At 43.6% G+C, this 20,260-nt stretch carries 15 protein-coding genes and 1 pseudogene; 9 read left to right on the plus strand and 7 right to left on the minus strand.

Going from position 1 to position 20,260, the window contains the following annotated elements; genetic code table 11:
* Positions 1-91 precede the first annotated feature (91 nt).
* Positions 92-493: a hypothetical protein gene (locus tag QL982_RS11665; protein WP_290166202.1), complete on the plus strand. Its 402-nt coding sequence runs from the start codon at positions 92-94 to the stop codon at positions 491-493.
* A gap of 121 nt (positions 494-614) precedes the next feature.
* Here QL982_RS11665 and arcC read toward each other — a convergent pair whose 3' ends face one another.
* Entirely contained in the window at positions 615-1,568 is a 954-nt protein-coding gene (gene arcC, locus QL982_RS11670; RefSeq protein WP_290190336.1) for a carbamate kinase, read from the minus strand.
* 572 nt (positions 1,569-2,140) lie between these two features.
* Here arcC and QL982_RS11675 point away from each other — a divergent pair.
* Positions 2,141-3,268: a M14-type cytosolic carboxypeptidase gene (locus tag QL982_RS11675; RefSeq protein WP_290164413.1), complete on the plus strand. Its 1,128-nt coding sequence runs from the start codon at positions 2,141-2,143 to the stop codon at positions 3,266-3,268.
* Positions 3,269-3,420: 152 nt separating this feature from the next.
* Here QL982_RS11675 and QL982_RS11680 read toward each other — a convergent pair whose 3' ends face one another.
* The 3 genes from QL982_RS11680 to QL982_RS11690 all read right to left on the minus strand — a co-directional run bounded on the left by QL982_RS11680 (position 3,421) and on the right by QL982_RS11690 (position 7,739).
* Positions 3,421-4,851, minus strand: a complete 1,431-nt coding sequence (locus QL982_RS11680) for a patatin-like phospholipase family protein (RefSeq protein WP_290164414.1) — start codon at positions 4,849-4,851, stop codon at positions 3,421-3,423.
* A gap of 278 nt (positions 4,852-5,129) precedes the next feature.
* Positions 5,130-6,104: an EamA family transporter gene (locus tag QL982_RS11685; RefSeq protein WP_290164415.1), complete on the minus strand. Its 975-nt coding sequence runs from the start codon at positions 6,102-6,104 to the stop codon at positions 5,130-5,132.
* A 255-nt stretch (positions 6,105-6,359) separates the two neighbouring features.
* Entirely contained in the window at positions 6,360-7,739 is a 1,380-nt protein-coding gene (locus QL982_RS11690; RefSeq protein WP_290164417.1) for a PLP-dependent aminotransferase family protein, read from the minus strand.
* A 265-nt stretch (positions 7,740-8,004) separates the two neighbouring features.
* On the opposite strand from QL982_RS11690, the gene QL982_RS11695 reads away from it, so the two are divergent.
* Both QL982_RS11695 and QL982_RS11700 read left to right on the plus strand, forming a co-directional pair.
* Entirely contained in the window at positions 8,005-9,186 is a 1,182-nt protein-coding gene (locus tag QL982_RS11695; protein WP_290164419.1) for an MFS transporter, read from the plus strand.
* A 258-nt stretch (positions 9,187-9,444) separates the two neighbouring features.
* Positions 9,445-10,662: pseudogene (locus tag QL982_RS11700) on the plus strand (acetamidase/formamidase family protein).
* A 133-nt stretch (positions 10,663-10,795) separates the two neighbouring features.
* On the opposite strand, the gene ampC reads toward QL982_RS11700, so the two are convergent.
* Positions 10,796-11,971, minus strand: a complete 1,176-nt coding sequence (gene ampC / locus QL982_RS11705; RefSeq protein ID WP_290164420.1) for a class C beta-lactamase — start codon at positions 11,969-11,971, stop codon at positions 10,796-10,798.
* Positions 11,972-12,580: 609 nt separating this feature from the next.
* Between ampC and QL982_RS11710 the strand changes: the two genes are divergently transcribed.
* Both QL982_RS11710 and QL982_RS11715 read left to right on the plus strand, forming a co-directional pair.
* Positions 12,581-14,938, plus strand: coding sequence for an ATP-binding protein (locus QL982_RS11710; protein WP_290164421.1), 2,358 nt, complete (start codon positions 12,581-12,583; stop codon positions 14,936-14,938).
* Positions 14,939-14,971: 33 nt separating this feature from the next.
* Complete coding sequence (locus tag QL982_RS11715; RefSeq protein WP_290164423.1) at positions 14,972-15,910, plus strand: response regulator; 939 nt, start codon at positions 14,972-14,974, stop codon at positions 15,908-15,910.
* 360 nt (positions 15,911-16,270) lie between these two features.
* Here the strand turns inward: QL982_RS11715 and QL982_RS11720 are convergent, their stop codons facing one another.
* Positions 16,271-17,032, minus strand: coding sequence for a LysR family transcriptional regulator (locus QL982_RS11720; protein ID WP_290190337.1), 762 nt, complete (start codon positions 17,030-17,032; stop codon positions 16,271-16,273).
* Between the two features lie 325 nt (positions 17,033-17,357).
* On the opposite strand from QL982_RS11720, the gene QL982_RS11725 reads away from it, so the two are divergent.
* The 3 genes from QL982_RS11725 (at position 17,358) to QL982_RS11735 (ending at position 19,840) form a co-directional block, all read left to right on the plus strand.
* Positions 17,358-18,227 carry an SDR family NAD(P)-dependent oxidoreductase gene (locus QL982_RS11725; protein WP_290164425.1) on the plus strand — a complete coding sequence of 290 codons (870 nt, stop codon included), beginning with the start codon at positions 17,358-17,360 and terminating at the stop codon, positions 18,225-18,227.
* Between the two features lie 158 nt (positions 18,228-18,385).
* Positions 18,386-19,435, plus strand: coding sequence for a zinc-binding alcohol dehydrogenase family protein (locus QL982_RS11730; protein ID WP_290164430.1), 1,050 nt, complete (start codon positions 18,386-18,388; stop codon positions 19,433-19,435).
* Positions 19,436-19,534: 99 nt separating this feature from the next.
* Complete coding sequence (locus QL982_RS11735) at positions 19,535-19,840, plus strand: putative quinol monooxygenase (RefSeq protein WP_201569072.1); 306 nt, start codon at positions 19,535-19,537, stop codon at positions 19,838-19,840.
* On the opposite strand, the gene QL982_RS11740 is transcribed toward QL982_RS11735, so the two are convergent.
* Entirely contained in the window at positions 19,774-20,142 is a 369-nt protein-coding gene (locus QL982_RS11740; protein ID WP_290190338.1) for a 3-hydroxyacyl-CoA dehydrogenase NAD-binding domain-containing protein, read from the minus strand. The two genes, QL982_RS11735 and QL982_RS11740, sit on opposite strands and share 67 nt — an antisense overlap.
* Positions 20,143-20,260 lie beyond the last annotated feature (118 nt).

The raw sequence follows: 20,260 nt of genomic DNA on the forward strand, positions 1-20,260 counted from the left end.
TTTGTTGGTCATACTATTTTCCTTCTTTGGGTTAGTATAACCTCTTAGCAGCTGTCCAAGTTTATTATGCCACTACAATATCGAGCCTGATGTGGATTATATCGATAGCTATAAGGTGCAAGGTAAGATTGCCAACTGTGCAGGTGAGGGCAAGTGTGGCTATACCACTCATGAAGAATTGGCGGTCGCTTATAGCCAAATGCTAATCAATGCTAAGCACGATGCCAATATTTATAATTTAAATGGTGAATCCATTACCCAGCAGCAGCTCACTCAGTACTTAAATGACAGGTTTGGTACAACGCTTAGTTATCGCTATATGACCGTGGAGGCGTTCAAACAAGACCGTATTGATGAACTAGGCGAGTTTATCGGTACAGTGATCGCTGGTATTTACGAGCAAATAGCAATAGGTGCTATGCACAACCAAAGCGATTTTGCCAAGGTAGTGGGGCGCGAACATATGAGCTGGACTGAGTACTTTAACAATTAATAAGACCGCGCATACTCAAGCTAGATATTATTTGAACGCGATAAATGACTGCTAAGCCGGTTATTTCAGGAACGACTCAAAAAATCTTGTATATCGTAAAACGACAGATTAAATTGAGGAGTTATGCTGTGTTTTTCGGAGATACAGCGGCATATGTGAGGCCTTCGTACTCCGTTGAAACACGAGTACCGCCACCTCCCTCAAGTGTCTGAGCAATATTGGTCAGTGAGCCGATTATGGCGGTGTTTCCAGTCGCACGCGCAAACTCGCAAGCCGCTGCAACTTTTGGTCCCATAGAGCCCGCAGGAAGATCAAGCTCACTTAATGCGTCTGGATGCGCCTGCAAGATGCTTCGTTGTTTGTCAGTTCCAAAGTCTGTATAAACATACGCCACATCTGTGGCAATCACCAATAACTCACATTCAAGGCTACGGGCAAGTAAGGATGCGCACAAATCTTTATCGATTACTGCTTCGACCCCTCGCAAACAGCCATCTTCATCAAATGCCGTTGGAATACCACCTCCACCTGCACAGATCACAATCGCGCCTTTTTCAAGCAGCCACTGTATGGGTTTTAGCTCAAATATCTTTTTGGGCTTAGGGCTTGCAACCACTCGCCTAAAATATTGACCATCGGCTTTAACAACCCAGCCTTTTTGCGCACTTAGCTTTTCTGCTTCCTCTTTTGAGTATACAGGACCAATAGGCTTGGTTGGATTGTTAAAAGCAGGGTCTTTACGGTCGACTTCTACTTGAGTGAGTAGGGTGGCAATGGATGAGTCTCTCGGCAGGACATTCCCAAGCTCTTGCTCGATGATGTAGCCAATCATACCTTCTGTTTCTGCGCCCAAAACGTCTAATGGGTAAGTATCGACTTCAGTGTAAGCCGCGCCTTGCAACGCAAGCAAACCGACTTGGGGGCCATTACCGTGAGCAATGACTAACTCGTTACCCTCCGTGATCTTACTGATCTGCTCAACGGCCGTCTTGATGTTTTGGCGTTGGTTATGAGCAGATAGCGGCTCTCCACGTTTTAATAAAGCATTACCACCTAAGGCAATTAGTAACCTCATGATATCTCCCTACGCATTATCTTCAGTTAACGTCATACCAGGGCGTGTCTTCATTTCAAAAATAGTGATAAAAATGAGATAAATGGCAGTCAAACAAGAAAAATAGCGCAGATAATATCGAGATATTAGTCAGCTATTTGACACCGTTTGGCAAGATTTAGCCACTTTTAACCTATTTAGATGACTATCGATTGAATTGAGGGCACGACCCAGTCAATGATAGATATTCAATCTAAATAGATAAATTTGATAGATGATTGCCTTGAAAACGAGCTTGTAATGACCAAGTAAATGTATGTCTAGAGCGTGTCCTCATTTTGAAAATGGAGATAAAAATGAGATAAATTGAAGTCAAACGAAGAAAGTAGTGCAGGTAGTATCGAGATACTAGCAAGCTACTTGACGCAGTTTGGCAAAGGTTTAGCCATTTTTAGACCATTTAACAGTTATTGTTGGAATTGAGGGCACGGCCTATACAAAGCTAGAAATTATTAAAAAGCAGTAGGTAAAACAGTAAGTCGATAACGAACATACTTTTTAAAACACAATCATAAAAAAACTAAGGAGCGGTTATGCATATCACGGCTAATTTCGACGCAGGTAATATTGATGTTATCAATACTGATGACAAAAACGACATTCAATTAGCGATTTGTCCAGACGTTGGCGGCGAGTTTTTTCAGTGGTTTAACTTTCGTCTGTCAGGTCAAATAGGAGAGCAGTATGTTCTCAATATTCTGAATGCAGGAGAGGCGTCATATCTGGAAGGATGGGAGAACTACCAAGCGGTTGCTTCGTACGATCGTCAGCATTGGTTCCGTCTGCCAACCTCTTATAAAGAGGGCAAATTGACCATCGTGGCAGAGTTAGAATGCGAAACCATTCAGATTGCTTATTTTGCGCCTTATAGCTATGAGCGTCATCAAGATTTATTGGCCGCCGTGCAAGTGCATCCGCTAGTGACCTTAGAGCATTTAGGCGAAACGCTTGATAAACGTGACCTAACCTTAGTCAAAATTGGGGATGGGGCTACGCACAAGCGCAATATATGGATTACCGCCCGTCAGCACCCCGGTGAAACGATGGCTGAATGGTTGGTCGAGGGTTTGTTGTATAGTTTGTTAGATAGCGATAATGCGACAGGCAAACAGTTATTAGACAAGGCCAACTTCTATATTGTTCCTAACATGAACCCTGATGGCAGTGTACGCGGACACCTGCGTACTAACGCTGTCGGAACCAACCTAAACCGTGAATGGCAAAGTCCAAGCTTAGACAAAAGCCCTGAAGTATTTCATGTGATTCATAAAATGGAAGCGACGGGCGTTGATCTGTTTTATGATGTGCATGGTGATGAAGCATTGCCTTACGTATTCCTCGCTGGCTCGCAAGGGACGCCAAGCTATAGTGACCGTCTCGCTGGTCTGCGCGATAGATTTTCAGACGTATTAAAGCTGGCCAGTGCTGATTTTCAGTCTGAATTTGGCTATGAGATTGATGCGCCGAGTGAGGCAAATATGACTGTTGCGACCAATTGGGTGGCAGAGCGTTTTGACTGTCTTGCGAATACGTTGGAGATGCCGTTCAAAGACAATGATAATCTGCCTGATGAAGAGATGGGTTGGTCACCAGAGCGTTCTATCAAATTAGGGGAAGCTTCGCTAATAGCAATGCTGGCTGTCGTTGATGATTTACGATAACGATAAAAAAAGCTGTAGAAAATAAAAAGCGGTCAATGATGGTCTGATTTTTATAGGTCATCATTAGCCGCTCATTTCAAATGCCAAAGCGATCAGCAGTGCCTATTTGCGAATGCTCAACACGCTCTAGGCATTCTGAACGCCATAGATAATCACTGGAGGGCGTTGCGAAAACGTTGAAATTCTTTAGATTGTTCAAGCAAATCACTGCCCAAATACCGCAAATCATCCACTTGTTCAGGTTGTAAATGGAAGGTGGTTGGCATGGCATCGAATTTTGCACGCTCTGTTTTATCTTTAACCTGATCAAAAGTTAATATAGAAAAATGGACTTCAACCTGAGGCGCGTTTGCAGGTCGCTGAGCGTTTACATGCTCTCCCCATTGTACGAACTCTCTTTTGGCCAATGAGATGGTTTCATTGTTCAAAGTCCCTAATGCGACTTCGCTCGCCGCCGAAATGGTGTCGAGAAAACTCGGGTCTTTACTGTCTACAGACCACTCATGCTCTGAATAAGTTTGGGCATTGGCAACAACGACCAGCACTTGTTTGACTTGACGTAATTTAGCAGGACTGAATGCCCCCGCCATGTTTGGCACATCGCCATATTGAGTGACAGGGCCCATCATCGAACCACGCACGCCTAAATTGTCGGTCACTCCGCCATCTACCAAACGTACTACTGACATCCGATCTGGCTGCGAATAACGATCCAATGCACGAGCTATCGCGTAACTACGTGGCAAATGATCTTCTTGATTGAGTGCCTCGTCAACCCACGGCTGCGAGCGCTGTGGACAATCAGAAAAATTGTGTAGGGCAATAGGGGCAAAGATGCCAGGTACTGAGGAAGAGGCCATCACCGCGTTGGCCACTGGATAGCTCGATACATCCGAACATAAAAAATCGAACTGCTGCTGAGTGAATGAAAAAGTCATGGCATTGTTCAAATCACTCGCATTTAGGATCACATAAGGCAGTTTGCCACGCCCCATATCAGCAAAGGTTTTCTGCTGAAACAAACGGTCATTTAAGTGGTTGGCCACCAAATCCCCACGATTGTATTCAGAACTGCTCATCGCTATCAGGCTTTGCGGACGTATCGCAAGTCTAATCAGTCGTGACTGCCAGTCTTCATACAAGAATTCTGGTGCAAACTTCTCAAAAATATCATCACCGAATAGCCCATAATAAGCGGCTGTGTAGCTACCACCCGATACCGAAGAGATCACATCCACCTCATCTAATAATCGGCGCTCTATGCCATTGATCGTCACTGGTGTATCACGGAGCTTTTCTAGCACGCCGTAACTGAGTGCTGCTGCGCGAGTACCACCACCAGAAAAGGCCAGCACAACGAAAACATCATCTGAGTTTTTAGGCAGATTGTTATGAAAGTCATAACGAGCAGTGCTCTTCTCTACAATGGGCTTGTTCCAGACTCGTTTTGCGCAACCAGTGAATAACAGCGAGATAATAATGATGATGAATAGAAAAAACGCAAAGCATAATCGAGGTGAGACCATCAGCTTTGAGAGTTTCTGCAGCAGACGATCATGGTAAGTCGGTATGTCTATACGCATGCAAATCACCTCAAAATTTGTAGACTACGGTGCGCTCTGTATTTTTTACTTGATAACAGAGCAAACCACGTCAGTTTTCGGCTTCCATGTCGGTTGTGACTTAACACTTAAGAACAGTAAACTTAAGAGCAGGGGCCACCTTCTAAATATGACGTATATAAAACAAAGCTGGTATAGATTGATTTCTTACTAGTATCAGTCACGGTGAGCAATTTAAATACTATGAATAAACCTTAACTGGACGGTAATAGCGAGTCAAGATAAAACTGAGTAACCGTTCAAATAGCCTTTCTTTTCATTTTTATCTTCACATTTGCTAATAACAGTCCTGATAAGATCAACATCATGGCCAGCATTTTCCACCACGTCACTACTTCTCCTGTGAGTAGTACTGAGGTCACCATACCGAATACGGGCACCAATAGTGCAAACGGCATAACCTTGGAGGCGGTATTTTGACTGAGTAAGTGTGCCCACAGGCCAAAGCCAATTAAGGTTGAGATATAGACGATAAACCCAAGTGAGAGCCAAGACTTGAGTGATGCTTCAGTAAACGTCGCCAGCTGCCATGCATCAGTCTCGAATGTAAGAGAAGATATCGTCAACATCACGCAAGCAATGAGACCGCCCCAGACTACCAGCGCTAGCGCAGACAAAGCAGATGCTTTATTTTTTCCAGTGCTAGATGGGGCAACAGATACCCTTGTTCCTTGCTGCATCGCTTTTAGAGCCGTTTGCTCTGACGCTTTTTCTGAGGCCTGTTTTGATGCTTGCTTGGAGGCAATATTACCAAAGCTCCAACCAATGGCCGCAATCAAAATACAGACAAACCCTGCCAAAGGCATATCGCCGCCAAGGTTTAACGCAATCACGCTGAGTCCTAGTACACCGACCAACATACCAACGATTTGCATACGGCTGACTGCTTCGCCCAATATAAAGTACGCTAGCAAAACCGTGATAAAAATCTGAATTTGTAGCAGTAGTGCCGTCAGCCCTGGGGATGAACCCAGATGCATCGCTGTAAAGACAAAGGCGTATTGCATGACAAATGTACCGATGGCATAAATAAACAAGGTACGGTTGAATTTAGGCGGCTGTAGAAATAAAACCAGAGGCACAGCAGTAAAGAAAAAACGCAGGGCGGTAAGCATCAATGGCGGAAAGCTCTCAAGACCCCACGCAATAAAAGTAAAATTTACGCCCCAGATAAAGGTAACCAGTACAGCCAATGCAGTATATATAGGGGACATATGAGCTATCCTAGAGAGTTATTATCCGTTGTCGGAAGTGATTAGATTTGATTGTGTTTGGCTTATACTTGGCTGATATTTAGGCTTAGAATTATAGTCGAAAGGTCACTATATAATAAGACGGTACTAGCACTATAGTCGATTCAATTTAAAAGTAGTACAAGGCAACCGAGTATAGATGTACATTTGATACTTCAAACGAGGTTAACGCTGTAATGCTTTTATAGTGGAATGACTATATAAGTCTCTGATTGGTCAGTCTAACGATTTAGCCAATACCTCGAAAACTTTTGAATGACTCATCTGTGCCACATTGAACCGCATAAAGTTCTCAGCATTGTCCGATTGGCTAAAAACGTTGCCCGGCGCCAATACCACACCCTGTGATAAACAGCGATTGGCCAATTCGGTCGCATTATTATTCTCAGGTAATCGGCACCATAAGAACATACCTGCTTGTGGGAGCAGCCACGGTACGATGCCTAATTTAGCCAATCGTGGTAGCGTATGAGTACGCGCGCTTGCCAGCCGAGTATGGATATCATTCATATGCTTACGGTAGCCGCTATCAGTCAATGCTGAGAACACAACCGCCGCTGCTAACTGACTGCCACCAAAGCCAGTCGCTATCTTTAAATCTACCAAACTCTCAACCCACTCTGTAGGCGCTGCAATATAACCACAGCGTAGGGATGCGGATAACGTTTTAGAAAAACTGCCGATATAGAATACGCGTGATAACCCATCCAAAGCCGCCAATCTCGCCGCAGGCTTGACTTCAAAATCTGCAAAAATATCGTCTTCGATAATGTACAAACCAGCAGTCTGAGCCAATTGTAATACACGGTATGCCGTAGCAGGTGATAACGTTGCGCCCGTAGGATTATGAATGGCAGCATTGGTGATGTACAGGCGCGGCTTATGCTCATCTAAAATCGCTGCAAAGGCCTCTACATCTGGCCCATTTGGCGTATAAGGGACGCCAACCACTTTGACCCGATGGGCAAGCAGCTGTGCTCGAAAGTTAAAATAACAAGGATCATCGACGACAACCGTATCACCTGGCGTCAGCAAAAATCGAAAAATCAAATCTATCGCCTGAGTGCCTGAATCTGTCAATATGACCTGTGACGGTTCTGCATTGATACTTAATCCTGCCATACGCCGTGTGAGTAGTTGACGCAATGCTAACAGCCCTAACGGCGTTGCATACTCACTGATAATGGATGCGTCAGCCTTGGCCACATTTCGCAGACCACGGCGCATACCTGCCTCAAATAGCCAGTCCGCTGGCAACCAGCCACAGCCTGGCTTTAGCGCACCATCGGGTGGCTCCAGCGACTGCCGTGATACCCACAATGGATCTACCACTCGATCAATTTTTGGCGCTATATCTGTCAATGATAGCGGCGCTGTCGTCTCTGCCACATAGAACCCTGCACCAGGACGGGAGTAAATAATGCCCTCAGTTTGCAGGCGCTCGTAGGCTTCAACCACGGTAGATGGCGAGAACCCATAATCTTTGGCAGCGGCACGGACGGAGGGTAGTCGCGACTCTGGCATGTAGATGACAGTCGCTATTTTCTCTTTTACGTCAGCCATGACAACTTCGATGCGTGTTAGCTTCTTATTCATATTTTTTACAGTTTTTGGTAGGGCGGCTTTTATGAAGGTCTTATCTCAAGGTTACAGCTATGACGATATATGGGTAGGATATCCCAACTGTATGGGTTTTATAGACCAAACAGTTCTGTCTAATTGTACTGTATTGTATATAGATAACCTACTGTGCTTTTGTTTTAATTATTAAACGTAAACGATGTAGAGGTAGATGTGTTTCTATTGTGAAACGCACTTACCTCAGTCAATTCAACGATGATTATTCAAAAAGCAGCGATATATGACCACGAAAAACTATAATAAATATCTGGCCTTTGCCTTATGTGTGATAACGACAAGCGTCAATATCCAAGGGCCGCTTTATGCCGTTTATGCACACAATGATGGCTATGGCGTACTAGCAACCACGATAGCGTTCTCCTTTTATGTGTTGGGTGTCATACCTGTATTGTTGGCTTTTGGTGGATTGTCTGATCGAATTGGACGGCGCAAGGTGATTTTAATCTCTCTAGCCCTATCGATAGCAGCGACGGCTCTTATGTTGTTTTATCCATACACGCGAGCATTAGCAGTAGCACGATTCGTACTGGGTGTGGGAACGGCTCTGATGGCTGCTACGGCGACTGCCTATATGATTGAGCTGCTTGGTTCATCAGATACGATGCGTGCGACAGCGTGGGTGACGGCCAGTACAACGATAGGTTTTGGTCTTGGCCCTGTATTGACGACGGTTTCTTTGATGCTTTATGAAACCAATCAGCCAGCCAGTTTTTTCTTATTGCTAGCGAGCGGGCTGTTCGCTATGTTTTTGTTATATCAATTACCAGAGACAGCACCTAAACGCACTAATTTGCCCACCTCTATGCTACGGCTACCTTATTTTAACCGTGAGGTCATCTGGTATGGCAGCGGTATTTTGATTTGTTGGGCGACGACAGGTTTGGTACTGTCAGTTATTCCCTCAGTACTGGCCACGCATGGACTCGCTAAGTATGCAGGGATATCCTCTATGTTAGCCATCAGTTGTGGATTGATCGTTCAGCCAATCGCCCGAAAACTTGACCCTCAAGTTTCAAGCAAGCTTGGTCTTCTGATCTTACTACCAGCTTATGCTTTATTGGCTTGGGGGACGTTGAATGCTAACCTACCAGTCATTCTTTTGGCGGCATTTTTGGCCAGTACTAGTTGCTATGGCTTTGTCTACTTGGGCGGTATGCTAGGAGTCGCACGCTCTGCCGGCAATGAGCAGGCACGTGCAAGTGCAGGCTATTTTCTGATGGCATATATAGGGTTTAGTGTCCCCGTCATCTTTACTGGTTTGATTGTGGATCGGTATGGTGCTGCTACTGCGTTCTACGCCTTTGGTGTGTTTTCATTAGTTGGTGTGATTGTCTTATTTGCCAGTCAGCCTATATTGAAAATCGGTCATCGTTCGAACGCCAATTTGCATAGCGTGACTTAAAATAAGATTGATAGTACAGTTCTCTATCCATTATCGTTTCATTCAATATTTTTTAATTTAATACCTCTACATGCAATATCTATGCTCTAAAATAATGCTCTTTTTTTGCTGAGGCACCACGATAAAGCAAACAATTGTATCAATATAGTGCTTTTATCCCTAACTTTAGTAGAAAACACCGTTTTGCCCATGGCATAGAACTTGCCCTTATACAGGTATGACAATATTGTCATGCTTTAACTAAAGAGGGTATGTTCTATGTTTAAAAAAACCATTCTTTCATTGTTTATTCTAAGCGCGTTTGGTATATCAGTATCCCAAGCAGAAGACTTTACGGTTCTTAAGCAAATAGCAGATAAACCTACTCAGTTGAGTAGTGGTGAATATAAAGGCAATTACTATGTACCTTCTACTTTAGACACCATAACATGGGGATATTTGCCCAACAGAGACGCCAGTCCCGTTATGTCTGTTGCCTCTGGTAGTGTGGTGACTTTTGATACCGTCTCACACGAAGGTCTGCTCGAAGATCAGGGCCGTGATGCAGCAAAATACTTTAAGTCAAAAGGGGTCAAAGACGACTTTATTTTAGATGAAGCAAAAACAATAACAAAATCAAAATTAAAACATGACTTTGATAAAGATGGTCCACATATCGTGACAGGCCCTATCGAAATCAAAGGGGCGCAACCAGGCGATATCCTAAAAGTAGAAGTCATCAACGTTGAACCGCGCGTGCCGTAGGGTGTCATCTCTAACCGCCATGGCAAAGGCGCATTGGCAGGCGAGTTTCCCAAAAAAGCAAAGCAAAATAATGCGTCTGCCGCTCACCCTGAGCGCTACGGCAATGTCTCCGTATTTACGCCTATCGAAAAAAATGCCAAAGGTGAATACGAAGGTATCCTAAAAACAGATTCTGGTAAGTCTATACGTTTTCCACTCAGTCCATTTATGGGTCTAATGGGTGTCGCAGCAAACACCTCAGAGCGAGTACATTCAGTTCCACCTGCTATGTATGGTGGCAATATTGATATCAATGAATTGGGTGCAGGGGCGACGGTTTATTATCCGGTACAAGTGGCAGGTGCACTGTTTTATACAGGTGACAGCCACTTTGCCCAAGGCGATGGCGAGGTTGCATTGACTGCCCTTGAAGCATCTGCTCGCGCCACTTTTAAATTTACATTGCTAAAAGCAGGTAAGGACAAGATTCCAGGTAAAGAAATTGTGCAACCTTTGGCAGAGAATGCTGAATTTTGGATCACGCCAGGGCTAGATGAAGATTTGGATGAAGCGATGAAGAAGTCTACTCGTGAAGCGATTCGTTTCTTAAATCAAGAGTATGGTATTGATGAGGCGATCGCTTATGCTTACCTAAGTGCAGCGACAGATTTTGAAGTATCGCAAGTCGTGGATAAGACCAAAGGTATTCATGCCAAAATTCGTAAAGCAGATTTTAAAGAGTTTGATAAATAGTACAAATTAACACTCTCAACTTCAGAAAAAAAAGTCCTTTATACTGATATAAAGGACTTTTTTACATTCATTATCTTGGTTTAAAAAAGGTGAATATCACTAGAGACACAGCAACGTTCTGTTTTCTTCTACTTCAATTAGCCATCGCACTTTGCAGGATGGTGTAAGCCGCTTTGACCCTTTCTGCGTTGGGGTAGTTCTTATTTGCCAAAATAACAATGCCAGATTTTTTTGCGGGAATATAAGCGATATATCCACCTAATCCATTGGTAGCGCCTGTCTTGTTCACCCATACATCGTTTAAAACAGGTGTCGGCTGATTGTTTGCTATGATGGGCTGTGGTTTGAGCACCACATCCGTTGAATTACCTTCAAGCAATGTGTCTAGCTGAGTGGGGAATGGATACATCTCCCACGCCAATCCCTGTGTAACAGTGCTCGCTTGATAGTATCCCTTTCTAGTGTTTTGCAATGACTGTTGAATATCTTTATCTAAAGGGATTAACCCCATATTAGCCGCCATGTAATGGGTCATATCCGCGCTGATTGATTTAATACCATAAGCTTCGGCGTCCAAAATCCCAGGGTTAACTCTTATCGGCTCTCCAGCAGCGTTATAACCAAACGCATAATCGTCCATTTTGTCGTTAGGAACATTGACAAAGGTACTAGGCATATTGAGTAAGGGTAGTATTTTATCTTCCATCACCTGTGTGTAATCCGCGCCCATACTCAAGGCTGATATATGGCCGAACAGTCCTATACTGGCGTTAGAGTATAGACGTTTTGAGTTGATAGGGAAGGCAGGTTGCCACGACTTATAGTAGCGGAGCAATTCCTTATTGTTTTTGACATCGTTAGGTACTTGAAGTGGTAGACCACCAGCCGAATAGGTGGCTAGGTTGATAAGCTTGGTATTACCAATGGCGCTGTCTTGTAGATAAGGAATGTATTTATCAGCGGTATCCTCCAAGTCGAGTGTGCCATTGAGTTCGGAGTAACTGGCCAAAGTCGCGGCAAAGGTCTTACTGATAGAGCCCAACTCAAAGATAGTGTTTTCTGAAACAGCCTTGCCAGATTGTTTGTCAGCCAAACCGTAGTTATAAAAAGACGACTTTCCATCGACAATAATACCAAACGCCATACCTGGAATATCATGTGCTTTCATTAGCGACTTGGCTTGTGCATCTACTGTGCTTTTCAGATGACTGTCGCTGTCTGCTGCTTGTACTTGTCCAGATATCAATGAGGCGGCAATGACAGCAGTCAGACCAACTCGGCTAAAAAGTGTTTGCGCTGATTTTTTCATGATTATATTACTTGTCCGTTTTGTTAGAATTAGCGGAGGTCTATTCCTTTAGCGAGTCTGCAAATAGGTTACTGACTTCGAGAATGTCATTTCGTATTTCCCTATTTTATTTCTACAGAACCTCCGTATTTTCACAGAATACCAATATTCCGGCAAGCTGAAATCGGTTTATTGAATATAGATTAAGGGCTAATTCATACCTCTACTATGAATATTTAAACGTATTTATCTCTCATTTATTGAGGAATTGTCGTGTGCACGACAAACTTCTAAGCGCTGTTATAAAATTATAGTCTACAGGCAAAAGATGTCGTCAATGATAAACCTTAACTTATCACTAAATAAATTAATCAGGGATGAATGATGAATAGTAATCAAAATGCTTATGGTATTGTCTGCGCTGTTTTTTTGTTTGACAGCAATTTGGCGCATTTTTTTTTGTTATGTTTAAAATGAGGACAAACCCTAAAAACACGACTTTTGTCATCATATTGTCATAACCGCATCGTATCCTTGAGCTCATTATGAATGGTGGCTGCGTATGGCTGGTGTCTTGACTTATTAAATGAGTCATTGATAACAGTAGGCGCATCAATACAAGGTTTGTTTATGAGTATGGCTAATCGGCTTGGTAGTATTTCCACGCGCATGCTGATTATTTTGGCATTGGCTTTTTCATTGATTATTCTGATGGTGTACTGGGTTATTGAAACCCAAGCGAAGCCGCGCCTACTAGAGATGACTTCAGAAACAGTGGTTGAAACGGGTAATGAAGCGATCAACAGCATCATGGCGAGTATCAGCCATGTCGATGGATTGGCAAAGGCGACCAGTACGATGGCTGGTGGCTTGCCAAAAGAAGACGCCCTTTATAAAGAAACCTTTGGCAATCTCATGCAGCAGACGGACCTGCGAATCGTGGGCGGCGGCGTATGGTTTGACCCCAATATGTATGAGCAAGGTCGAGAGCGTCAGTCGTTTGTGTGGGCGCGTGATGAGGCAGGCAACATGCAACCATCAGAACGTTATAATCAAGTGAGCCAAACGCCCAATCCCTATTATCGAGATTGGTGGTACATTCCAGCGATGTATGCGCGTCATGACCACTGTGTCTGGAGCCGTGCGTATGTGGATCCCGTGAGCAATCAGCCGATGATGACTTGTGCCAAGTCATTATATGACAGTCGTAATCAAGCTTTTGATGGCGTGGTGAGTTTTAATCTGTTATTGGATAATCTCGATGATGCCATGAAAAAATGGCAAGATAAGGTAGGTGGATACGTCTTCTTGGTAGACTTGGACAATCGGTTTTTGACCTTTCCTGATCAGTCGATGGTCACTCAAGTGACGGAAGATAATCCTCAGGGCGAAATGGTAACCGCACATCAATTGGCCAAGAAAAACCCTAGCTTTGCACCTATTGCTGATCGCCTAGATAGTATCAATCGCACACTGATCGATGAAGCGACTGCCAAAGATGAAGGCCGTTTCACGCTCGCCGCCCGTAGTATCTTAAGCACGACCAATTTGGACAAAGTCAGCGAACAAGAATCCCAATTACTCTCCGCATTATTGCTGTTGAACATCGATCAGACGTTTAACTTGGTCGACAGTCATTTGGTCGATACCATCGCTGTGCCCAATGATTTTGTGTTGCAGCAGTCGGCCACCGCTTTTGTGTTTCGGATGCCATTTACGTATTGGAAGATGGTCATCGTCAAGCCTGATAATGACATGATGAGCGTGGCAAATGCACTGTCAAACCAGCTGATTCAAGCCATGCTATTGGGTTTTATTCCGATTTTATTACTGACTGCATGGGTGTTTCGTCGCTACTTTACGCGTCCATTGAAGCACATGGCACTGGCCGTGGCTGATATGGGCACATTGATTGAGCAAAAACAATATCAAAAATTAAGCGCGCATAAATTGCCACACTCAAATGTCAGTGAAATCCAAGTCATCAGCGAGCAGACCAATCAACTGATTGATCGTGTCGTCGAAAACGAAGGCGCGCTTGCTGAAATAAATGTCCATCTCGAAAACCAAGTGACCGCCCGTACGAAAGACCTGCAGCAAGCCATGGACGAATTGAAAGCCTCACAAGTGCATCTGGTGCGCTCCGAAAAAATGGCCACACTCGGTCAGATGGTGGCAGGCGTGGCGCACGAGGTCAATACGCCTTTGGGCTACGTGCGTAGTAATATGGAGCTGGTCGGTGATAACCTTATGCGTTTTGATGAGCTGATACAGCACACCGATCAATTATTGCATGCGTTAAAAGAACCAGAGCCTGATCAAGCGCAAGTGACTCAATTGATAGAGGAGACCTTGCAGTGCTGCGAGGCAATTAAAGACGATGAAATCAGTGAAGATTTGGCAGATTTGATCAAAGACGGTCTGTATGGCGTCGATCAGATTGCGGAGTTGGTCGTGAGTTTGCGTGATTTCTCTCGAATTGACGAATCCAAGGTAAAAGAGGTCGATATCAATGACTGTATCAACACGTCTTTGGTGATGGCACGTAATAACCTAAAAACCCTAGATGTCAGCACCAGTCTGGCTGAGCTACCATTGATTCAATGCAATCCTTCGCAAATCAACCAAGTGTTACTCAATCTATTTAATAATGCCGCCCAAGCCATGCCAATGGATCATAAAGGGACATTACAGATCCTCTCGTCTGTTGATGAGTCGCAACAAGACGTGGTAATTAGCATTACAGATAATGGTGCTGGTATCAAAGAGAGTATTTTAACGCAGATCTTTGAGCCGTTTTTTACCACCAAAAAAGCCGGTGATGGCACAGGATTGGGATTGGCTATCACCGCACAAATTATCGAACAACATAGCGGTCGCATCGAGGTCAGCTCAATCGTTGGCGCGGGCACGACGTTTACCATCCTGCTGCCGATACAGTCTATCGCTCATAAAACCAAACCTTCGCAGGCCTTATTTGAAAGTTGAGAGACTTCCAACTACTTATTTAAAGAGAGCGTCATGCAAAAACCAAAAATTGCCTTTATCGATGATGAACCACGCATTTTACGCAGTTTGAAAATGCACTTTCGACAGTCACACGATGTATTCACCACCACCGATGCCACTGAGCTGATGGAATATATCAGCGCGAATGAGGTACAAGTGGTCGTCAGCGATCAACGCATGCCAGATAAGCAAGGTACAGAAGTGTTGCGTGATATCAAGGCGGCATCCCCGAATACTATTCGTATCTTATTGACGGGGTATGCAGATCTGAATGCGGTGATTGATTCTGTGAATGAAGGCGAGATTTATCGCTATATCACAAAGCCTTGGCAAAATGATGAACTCAAAAAAACCGTTAATAAAGCCACAGAGATTGCTCAGAAAACCCAAGAAATCACCCAAAATGCCACTGAAAATCATGATACTAAAAACCGTATTCATGCCAGCATTGATAGCAAGCGTAGTATATTGGTGTTAGATGATGATGAGAGTGTCTATCAGCAAATAAAAAGTCATTTTAAGAGTGCTTATACCGTGAGCTGGGCAAGCAATATTGAGCAGGCTGCAAGCTTATTACAAAAAAAACGCTTTGGCGTCACTATCACGGATTCGACGCTCAATAAAGAAAATATCACTCCCATTGTTTATGCGCTAAAAAATATTCAGCCTGATCTGATGGTGCTCATGTTGACCGAGTTCAAAGATGCACATATGGTAATTGATTTGATTAATAAAGGTCAGGTATATCGCTGCCTACCACGACCGACCAATTTTTCTATGATGAGTATCAGTCTTGATCGCGCGTTTGATCATCACGAAAGATTGGTACAGCAGCCGATATTGGCAGCTCGCCATCATGTTGAAGCAGTGCCAGAATCAGAGACGTTGAACTTTTCTGACAAAATAAACCGTTTTTTTGCCAAATTTAGAGGCTGGCGTATTGGAAGGTGACGTCAATCCAACATAAAAGTGATACATACGATTATCGTCTTGCTACTAGGGCGTGTCCTCATTTTAAAAATGGTGATAAAAATGAGATAGATTGCCGTCAAACGAGGAAAATAGTGCAGATAATATCGAGATATTGACCAACTATTTGACGATGTTTGGCAAAATTTAGCTGTTTTTAGCCCATTTAGAGGACACTCGTTTGAATTGAGGACACGCCCTAGGTTTTACTATGTGCTGATGGTTATAAGTTTTCTCATTGGCTGCTCGCAAGCATGACAGAGGCTGCACAATATTTATCCCAGTAGAACCGTACGCTCTTTAAGAGGGATCGACTGTATTTTGTTTAAGGTTGAACGCTATTCAAGCCAAAACATTTTGCACGCAGTCGATTAAATATTCCTTTACGGCATTGAACAGTGGGTCAATCAATCGTCGTTCAGGACAGATCAAATACAGTGGGTAGGGGGCAACTTGCCAGTCCCCTAATTTAATTTCAATGAGCCGCCCTTCTTTTATATCAGAAATAATGTCCAAACGAGATTTTAGTGCAAGACCATGTCCCATTATTGCCCAACGCCTGACCACGTCACCATCTTTGCTGCGTCGATTGCCCGATACAGCGACGCTCGCTTGTTTGCCCGAGCGTTCAAACGTCCATTGGCTAAAGTATTTGTCATTGTGTCCCAGACACAGACAATTGTGTTCAGCCAATGATTGCGGTGTCTTAGGTTCACCAAACTTCTCTAGGTACGCAGGCGAGGCACACAGCATAGGTCGATTGTCCAAAACGATGGGCAGTGCAATGAGTGAAGAGTCTTTTGGGCTGCCATAACGCAGAGCCAAATCAATCTGCTGCCCGTATAAATCTACATGACCATCAGAGACGTGTAGATGCAAATCGACTGTAGGATGCGTCTGCATAAAGTCATCCAGCCAACGCAAAACGCAGTTGCGCCCTAAGTCCGAGGGCGCTGACATCCTTATTGTACCAGTTAGCTCAGCATCATTATTTTGTAGTTCCGCATAGGCATTGTCCAAGATGCCCAGTGCATCCTTACAGTGCTGCAAAAACTGCTCACCCTGGTTAGTAAGGCGGAGCTTGCGCGTCGAGCGGATGAACAATACGCAAATCCTGTAAGTTTTTCATCATTTTATCCTATTGAGATACGCTAATGGAGGACAGGCCCTAGTTTGAGAAGCATCAGACTAAACAGGACGGTTGGGTTGACGGTTTTATTGTCTCAAATATAACAAACAACTGCTTAGATAATGAGCTAAGTAACCCCTTAAAAACAATCTATTTTCAAAATTATATTGAAAGTGTTTTAGCGGATGGCTACTGTTTGAATCACAACACTTTCATTACAATGGACGCTATCACGACGGATAAAATAGAACAGGTATCCAAAACTGAAACAATAATTCAAACAAATAATAAGGGCGGTTTATGACTCTGAATACAACTACAACTAAAACGATTTTAATCACTGGCAGCACAGATGGCATTGGCAAATTGGCAGCGCTAAAACTGGCAGAAGCTGGGCACCAAGTGTACCTGCATGGCCGCGATGTTGACAAACTTGCTAGCGTCATTGCAGAAGTTCAAGCAGTCGCGACAGGCGCAGCAGTAGATAATATTGATGGGTTTGTGGCTGATTTTTCTGATTTAACGGATGTGCTAAAGATGGCAGCAGACGTCAATGAAAAACTGCCAAAGCTCGATGTGCTCATAAATAACGCAGGGATTTATACCACGGCATCAGCATTGACTAAAGACGGTTTGGATGTACGTTTCGTAGTCAATTATCTAGCGCCTTATGAGCTGACCAATGCTTTATTACCTTTGCTAAAGCAGTCTGATAAAGCGCGTATCGTGAACTTAAGCTCAGCTGCGCAAGCGTCAATATCTTATCAAGCACTTGCAGGCCAGACCCGCCTCGATGATAAGGATGCTTATGCCCAAAGTAAGCTGGCACTCACGATGTGGAGTATGGCATTAGCTGACACCGTCGCTAGCAACGATATCAATGTTATTGCCGTCAATCCAGGCTCGCTGCTGAACACAAAAATGGCCAACGAGGCGTATGGTCAGCATTGGTCATCAGCAGACAAGGGCGCAAATATCCTAACTGCATTGGCCATCTCGGATGAGTTCGCTAACGATACTGGTAAATACTTTGATAACGATATAACAGATGGCGCACATGGCGATGCAAGAGGGTCGTTTGGTCGACCACATGCTGATGCTCTAAACCAAGCAGCCATTGCAGATCTTGAGCAGCAGACTCAGACAGTATTGCAGTCAGTTTTTGCATAAGATGCATAAGACTTACATTTAGCAGCATCAATAAATTTCAAACAATTGAACCATTACTAACTATATTTTCAAATAACTATATTTTCAAATAACTATATTTTCAAATTTTATTATTAAAAACTTTCTCATTAAAAACAGGACACAATATTATGCAAACTATCAAAGCCATTGGTTATCAAAACAACCTACCTATCGATAATGAACAGTCGCTACAAGACATTACCCTTGATAAGCCAATTGCTTCAGGCCGCGATATTCTCGTAGAAGTAAAAGCCATATCAGTTAATCCAGTAGATTACAAAATCCGTGAAGGGCGACCTGCCGCAGAGGGTGAGTATGCTGTTATTGGTTGGGATGCTGCCGGTACTGTGACGGCTGTCGGTGAAGACGTTAGTTTATTCTTGGTAGGCGACAACGTCTATTATGCTGGAGATTTGACCCGTTCAGGCAGCAATGCTGAATATCAGTTGGTCGATGAGCGTATCGTTGGACACATGCCAGCCTCTTTATCTTTCGCTGAGGCAGCGGCATTACCACTCACAACGATTACGGCTTGGGAGATGTTGTTCGACCGTTTACAAGTGCCTGTCTCTGATAGCGCAGCGAATGACAGCGGTAGTAGCGAGGATGCTAATAACGTCTCAGTATTGGTCATTGGCGCAGCGGGCGGTGTTGGATCTATCTTAACTCAGTTATTAAAGACAAGAACGTCTGCCACGATTATTGGTACGGCTTCAAGAGATGAGAGCGTTCAGTGGCTCAAAGATTTGGGTGCTGATCATGTCATCAATCACCGCAACCCATTGTCTGATGAACTACAAAAAACAGGTATTGCTGAAGTAGACTATGTGGTGAGTCTCAATAATACTGAAGATCATTATGAAGAAATCATTAAATGCTTAAAGCCGCAGGGTAAGCTTGGACTGATTGATGATCCAAAATCATTAGATGCCAATCCTCTTAAAACCAAGAGCTTAAGCCTGCATTGGGAGTTTATGTTTGCACGCTCAATGTTCAATACGCCAGACATGATTGAACAGCATCATTTATTAAATGCAGTGGCAAAATTGATTGATGCAGGCGAGATCAAAACCACGGTCGCTCACAATCTTGGGGCTATCACCGCTGAGCACCTACGTAGTGCGCACCAAATGCTAGAAAAACAGCAAGCGCATGGCAAGATTGTATTAGAAGGCTGGTCTGCATAACGCATAACGCCATTTAGATTAACAGGTCCAATGTGACGCTTTTAGCAGACACATTGGACCTATTTAAATCAATGATAATAATAAACATAGGATAAATAGATGAGCACGCAAGCAAACAAACCACTTACCATCGTCGCCACTATCAAAGCCAAACCTGAGCACGTTGAACAAGTTAAAACTGAGCTGCTTAAACTGACAGCAGCATCACAAGATGATCAAGGTTGTATCCAATATGACTTACATCAAGAAAATGCAAATAGTAACGGTTTCGTTGTTTATGAGATTTGGGAAAACAACGAGTGTCTTCAGCAACATGTACAAAGCCCGCATTTCCAAAATTATGTACAAGTAACAGATGGGATGGTCGATGAGTTTGTCGTCACTGAAATGACAGTCATTTCATAAAATTCGATTTTAATGTCAGGAATCTCGGGAATGGCTTCAATCATTAGGTCAGCATCTTTGACCGCTTCTGCTAAGTCTGAGGTGTAGCTAAGATTGTCAAAGGCCATGTCCAGCTGCTCTTGAGTTACCTTCAAATCCTTTCGAAAAGCTTTGCACATCAATTGAAATTTTGCCTTTGCTTTTTCTAAAACCTCATCATTGATGTCATAGACACTGACATTAAAACCATGAAACGCGGCTTGAAAAGCAATCTGATAGCCTAGGATGCCGCTTCCAGCGACAGTTACATTTTTATACGTCATTGTATTAACTTCCTAGGGCGTGTCTTCATTTCAGAAATGGTGATAAAAATGAGATAAATTGCCGTCAAACAAGAAAAATAGCGCAGATAATATCGGGATATTAGCCAGCTATTTGACG

The organism is Psychrobacter sp. 5A.1 (assembly GCF_030407455.1).
Classification (GTDB): Bacteria; Pseudomonadota; Gammaproteobacteria; order Pseudomonadales; family Moraxellaceae; genus Psychrobacter.

What these genes read in the sequence shown, in the direction of transcription:
- arcC (WP_290190336.1), bottom strand. Translation starts at nt 1,568, where the DNA reads ATGAGGTTACTAATTGCCTTAGGTGGTAATGCTTTATTAAAACGTGGA.
- QL982_RS11675 (WP_290164413.1), top strand. Translation starts at nt 2,141, where the DNA reads ATGCATATCACGGCTAATTTCGACGCAGGTAATATTGATGTTATCAAT.
- QL982_RS11680 (WP_290164414.1), bottom strand. Translation starts at nt 4,851, where the DNA reads ATGCGTATAGACATACCGACTTACCATGATCGTCTGCTGCAGAAACTC.
- QL982_RS11685 (WP_290164415.1), bottom strand. Translation starts at nt 6,104, where the DNA reads ATGTCCCCTATATATACTGCATTGGCTGTACTGGTTACCTTTATCTGG.
- QL982_RS11690 (WP_290164417.1), bottom strand. Translation starts at nt 7,739, where the DNA reads ATGAATAAGAAGCTAACACGCATCGAAGTTGTCATGGCTGACGTAAAA.
- QL982_RS11695 (WP_290164419.1), top strand. Translation starts at nt 8,005, where the DNA reads ATGACCACGAAAAACTATAATAAATATCTGGCCTTTGCCTTATGTGTG.
- ampC (WP_290164420.1), bottom strand. Translation starts at nt 11,971, where the DNA reads ATGAAAAAATCAGCGCAAACACTTTTTAGCCGAGTTGGTCTGACTGCT.
- QL982_RS11710 (WP_290164421.1), top strand. Translation starts at nt 12,581, where the DNA reads ATGAGTATGGCTAATCGGCTTGGTAGTATTTCCACGCGCATGCTGATT.
- QL982_RS11715 (WP_290164423.1), top strand. Translation starts at nt 14,972, where the DNA reads ATGCAAAAACCAAAAATTGCCTTTATCGATGATGAACCACGCATTTTA.
- QL982_RS11725 (WP_290164425.1), top strand. Translation starts at nt 17,358, where the DNA reads ATGACTCTGAATACAACTACAACTAAAACGATTTTAATCACTGGCAGC.
- QL982_RS11735 (WP_201569072.1), top strand. Translation starts at nt 19,535, where the DNA reads ATGAGCACGCAAGCAAACAAACCACTTACCATCGTCGCCACTATCAAA.
- QL982_RS11740 (WP_290190338.1), bottom strand. Translation starts at nt 20,142, where the DNA reads ATGACGTATAAAAATGTAACTGTCGCTGGAAGCGGCATCCTAGGCTAT.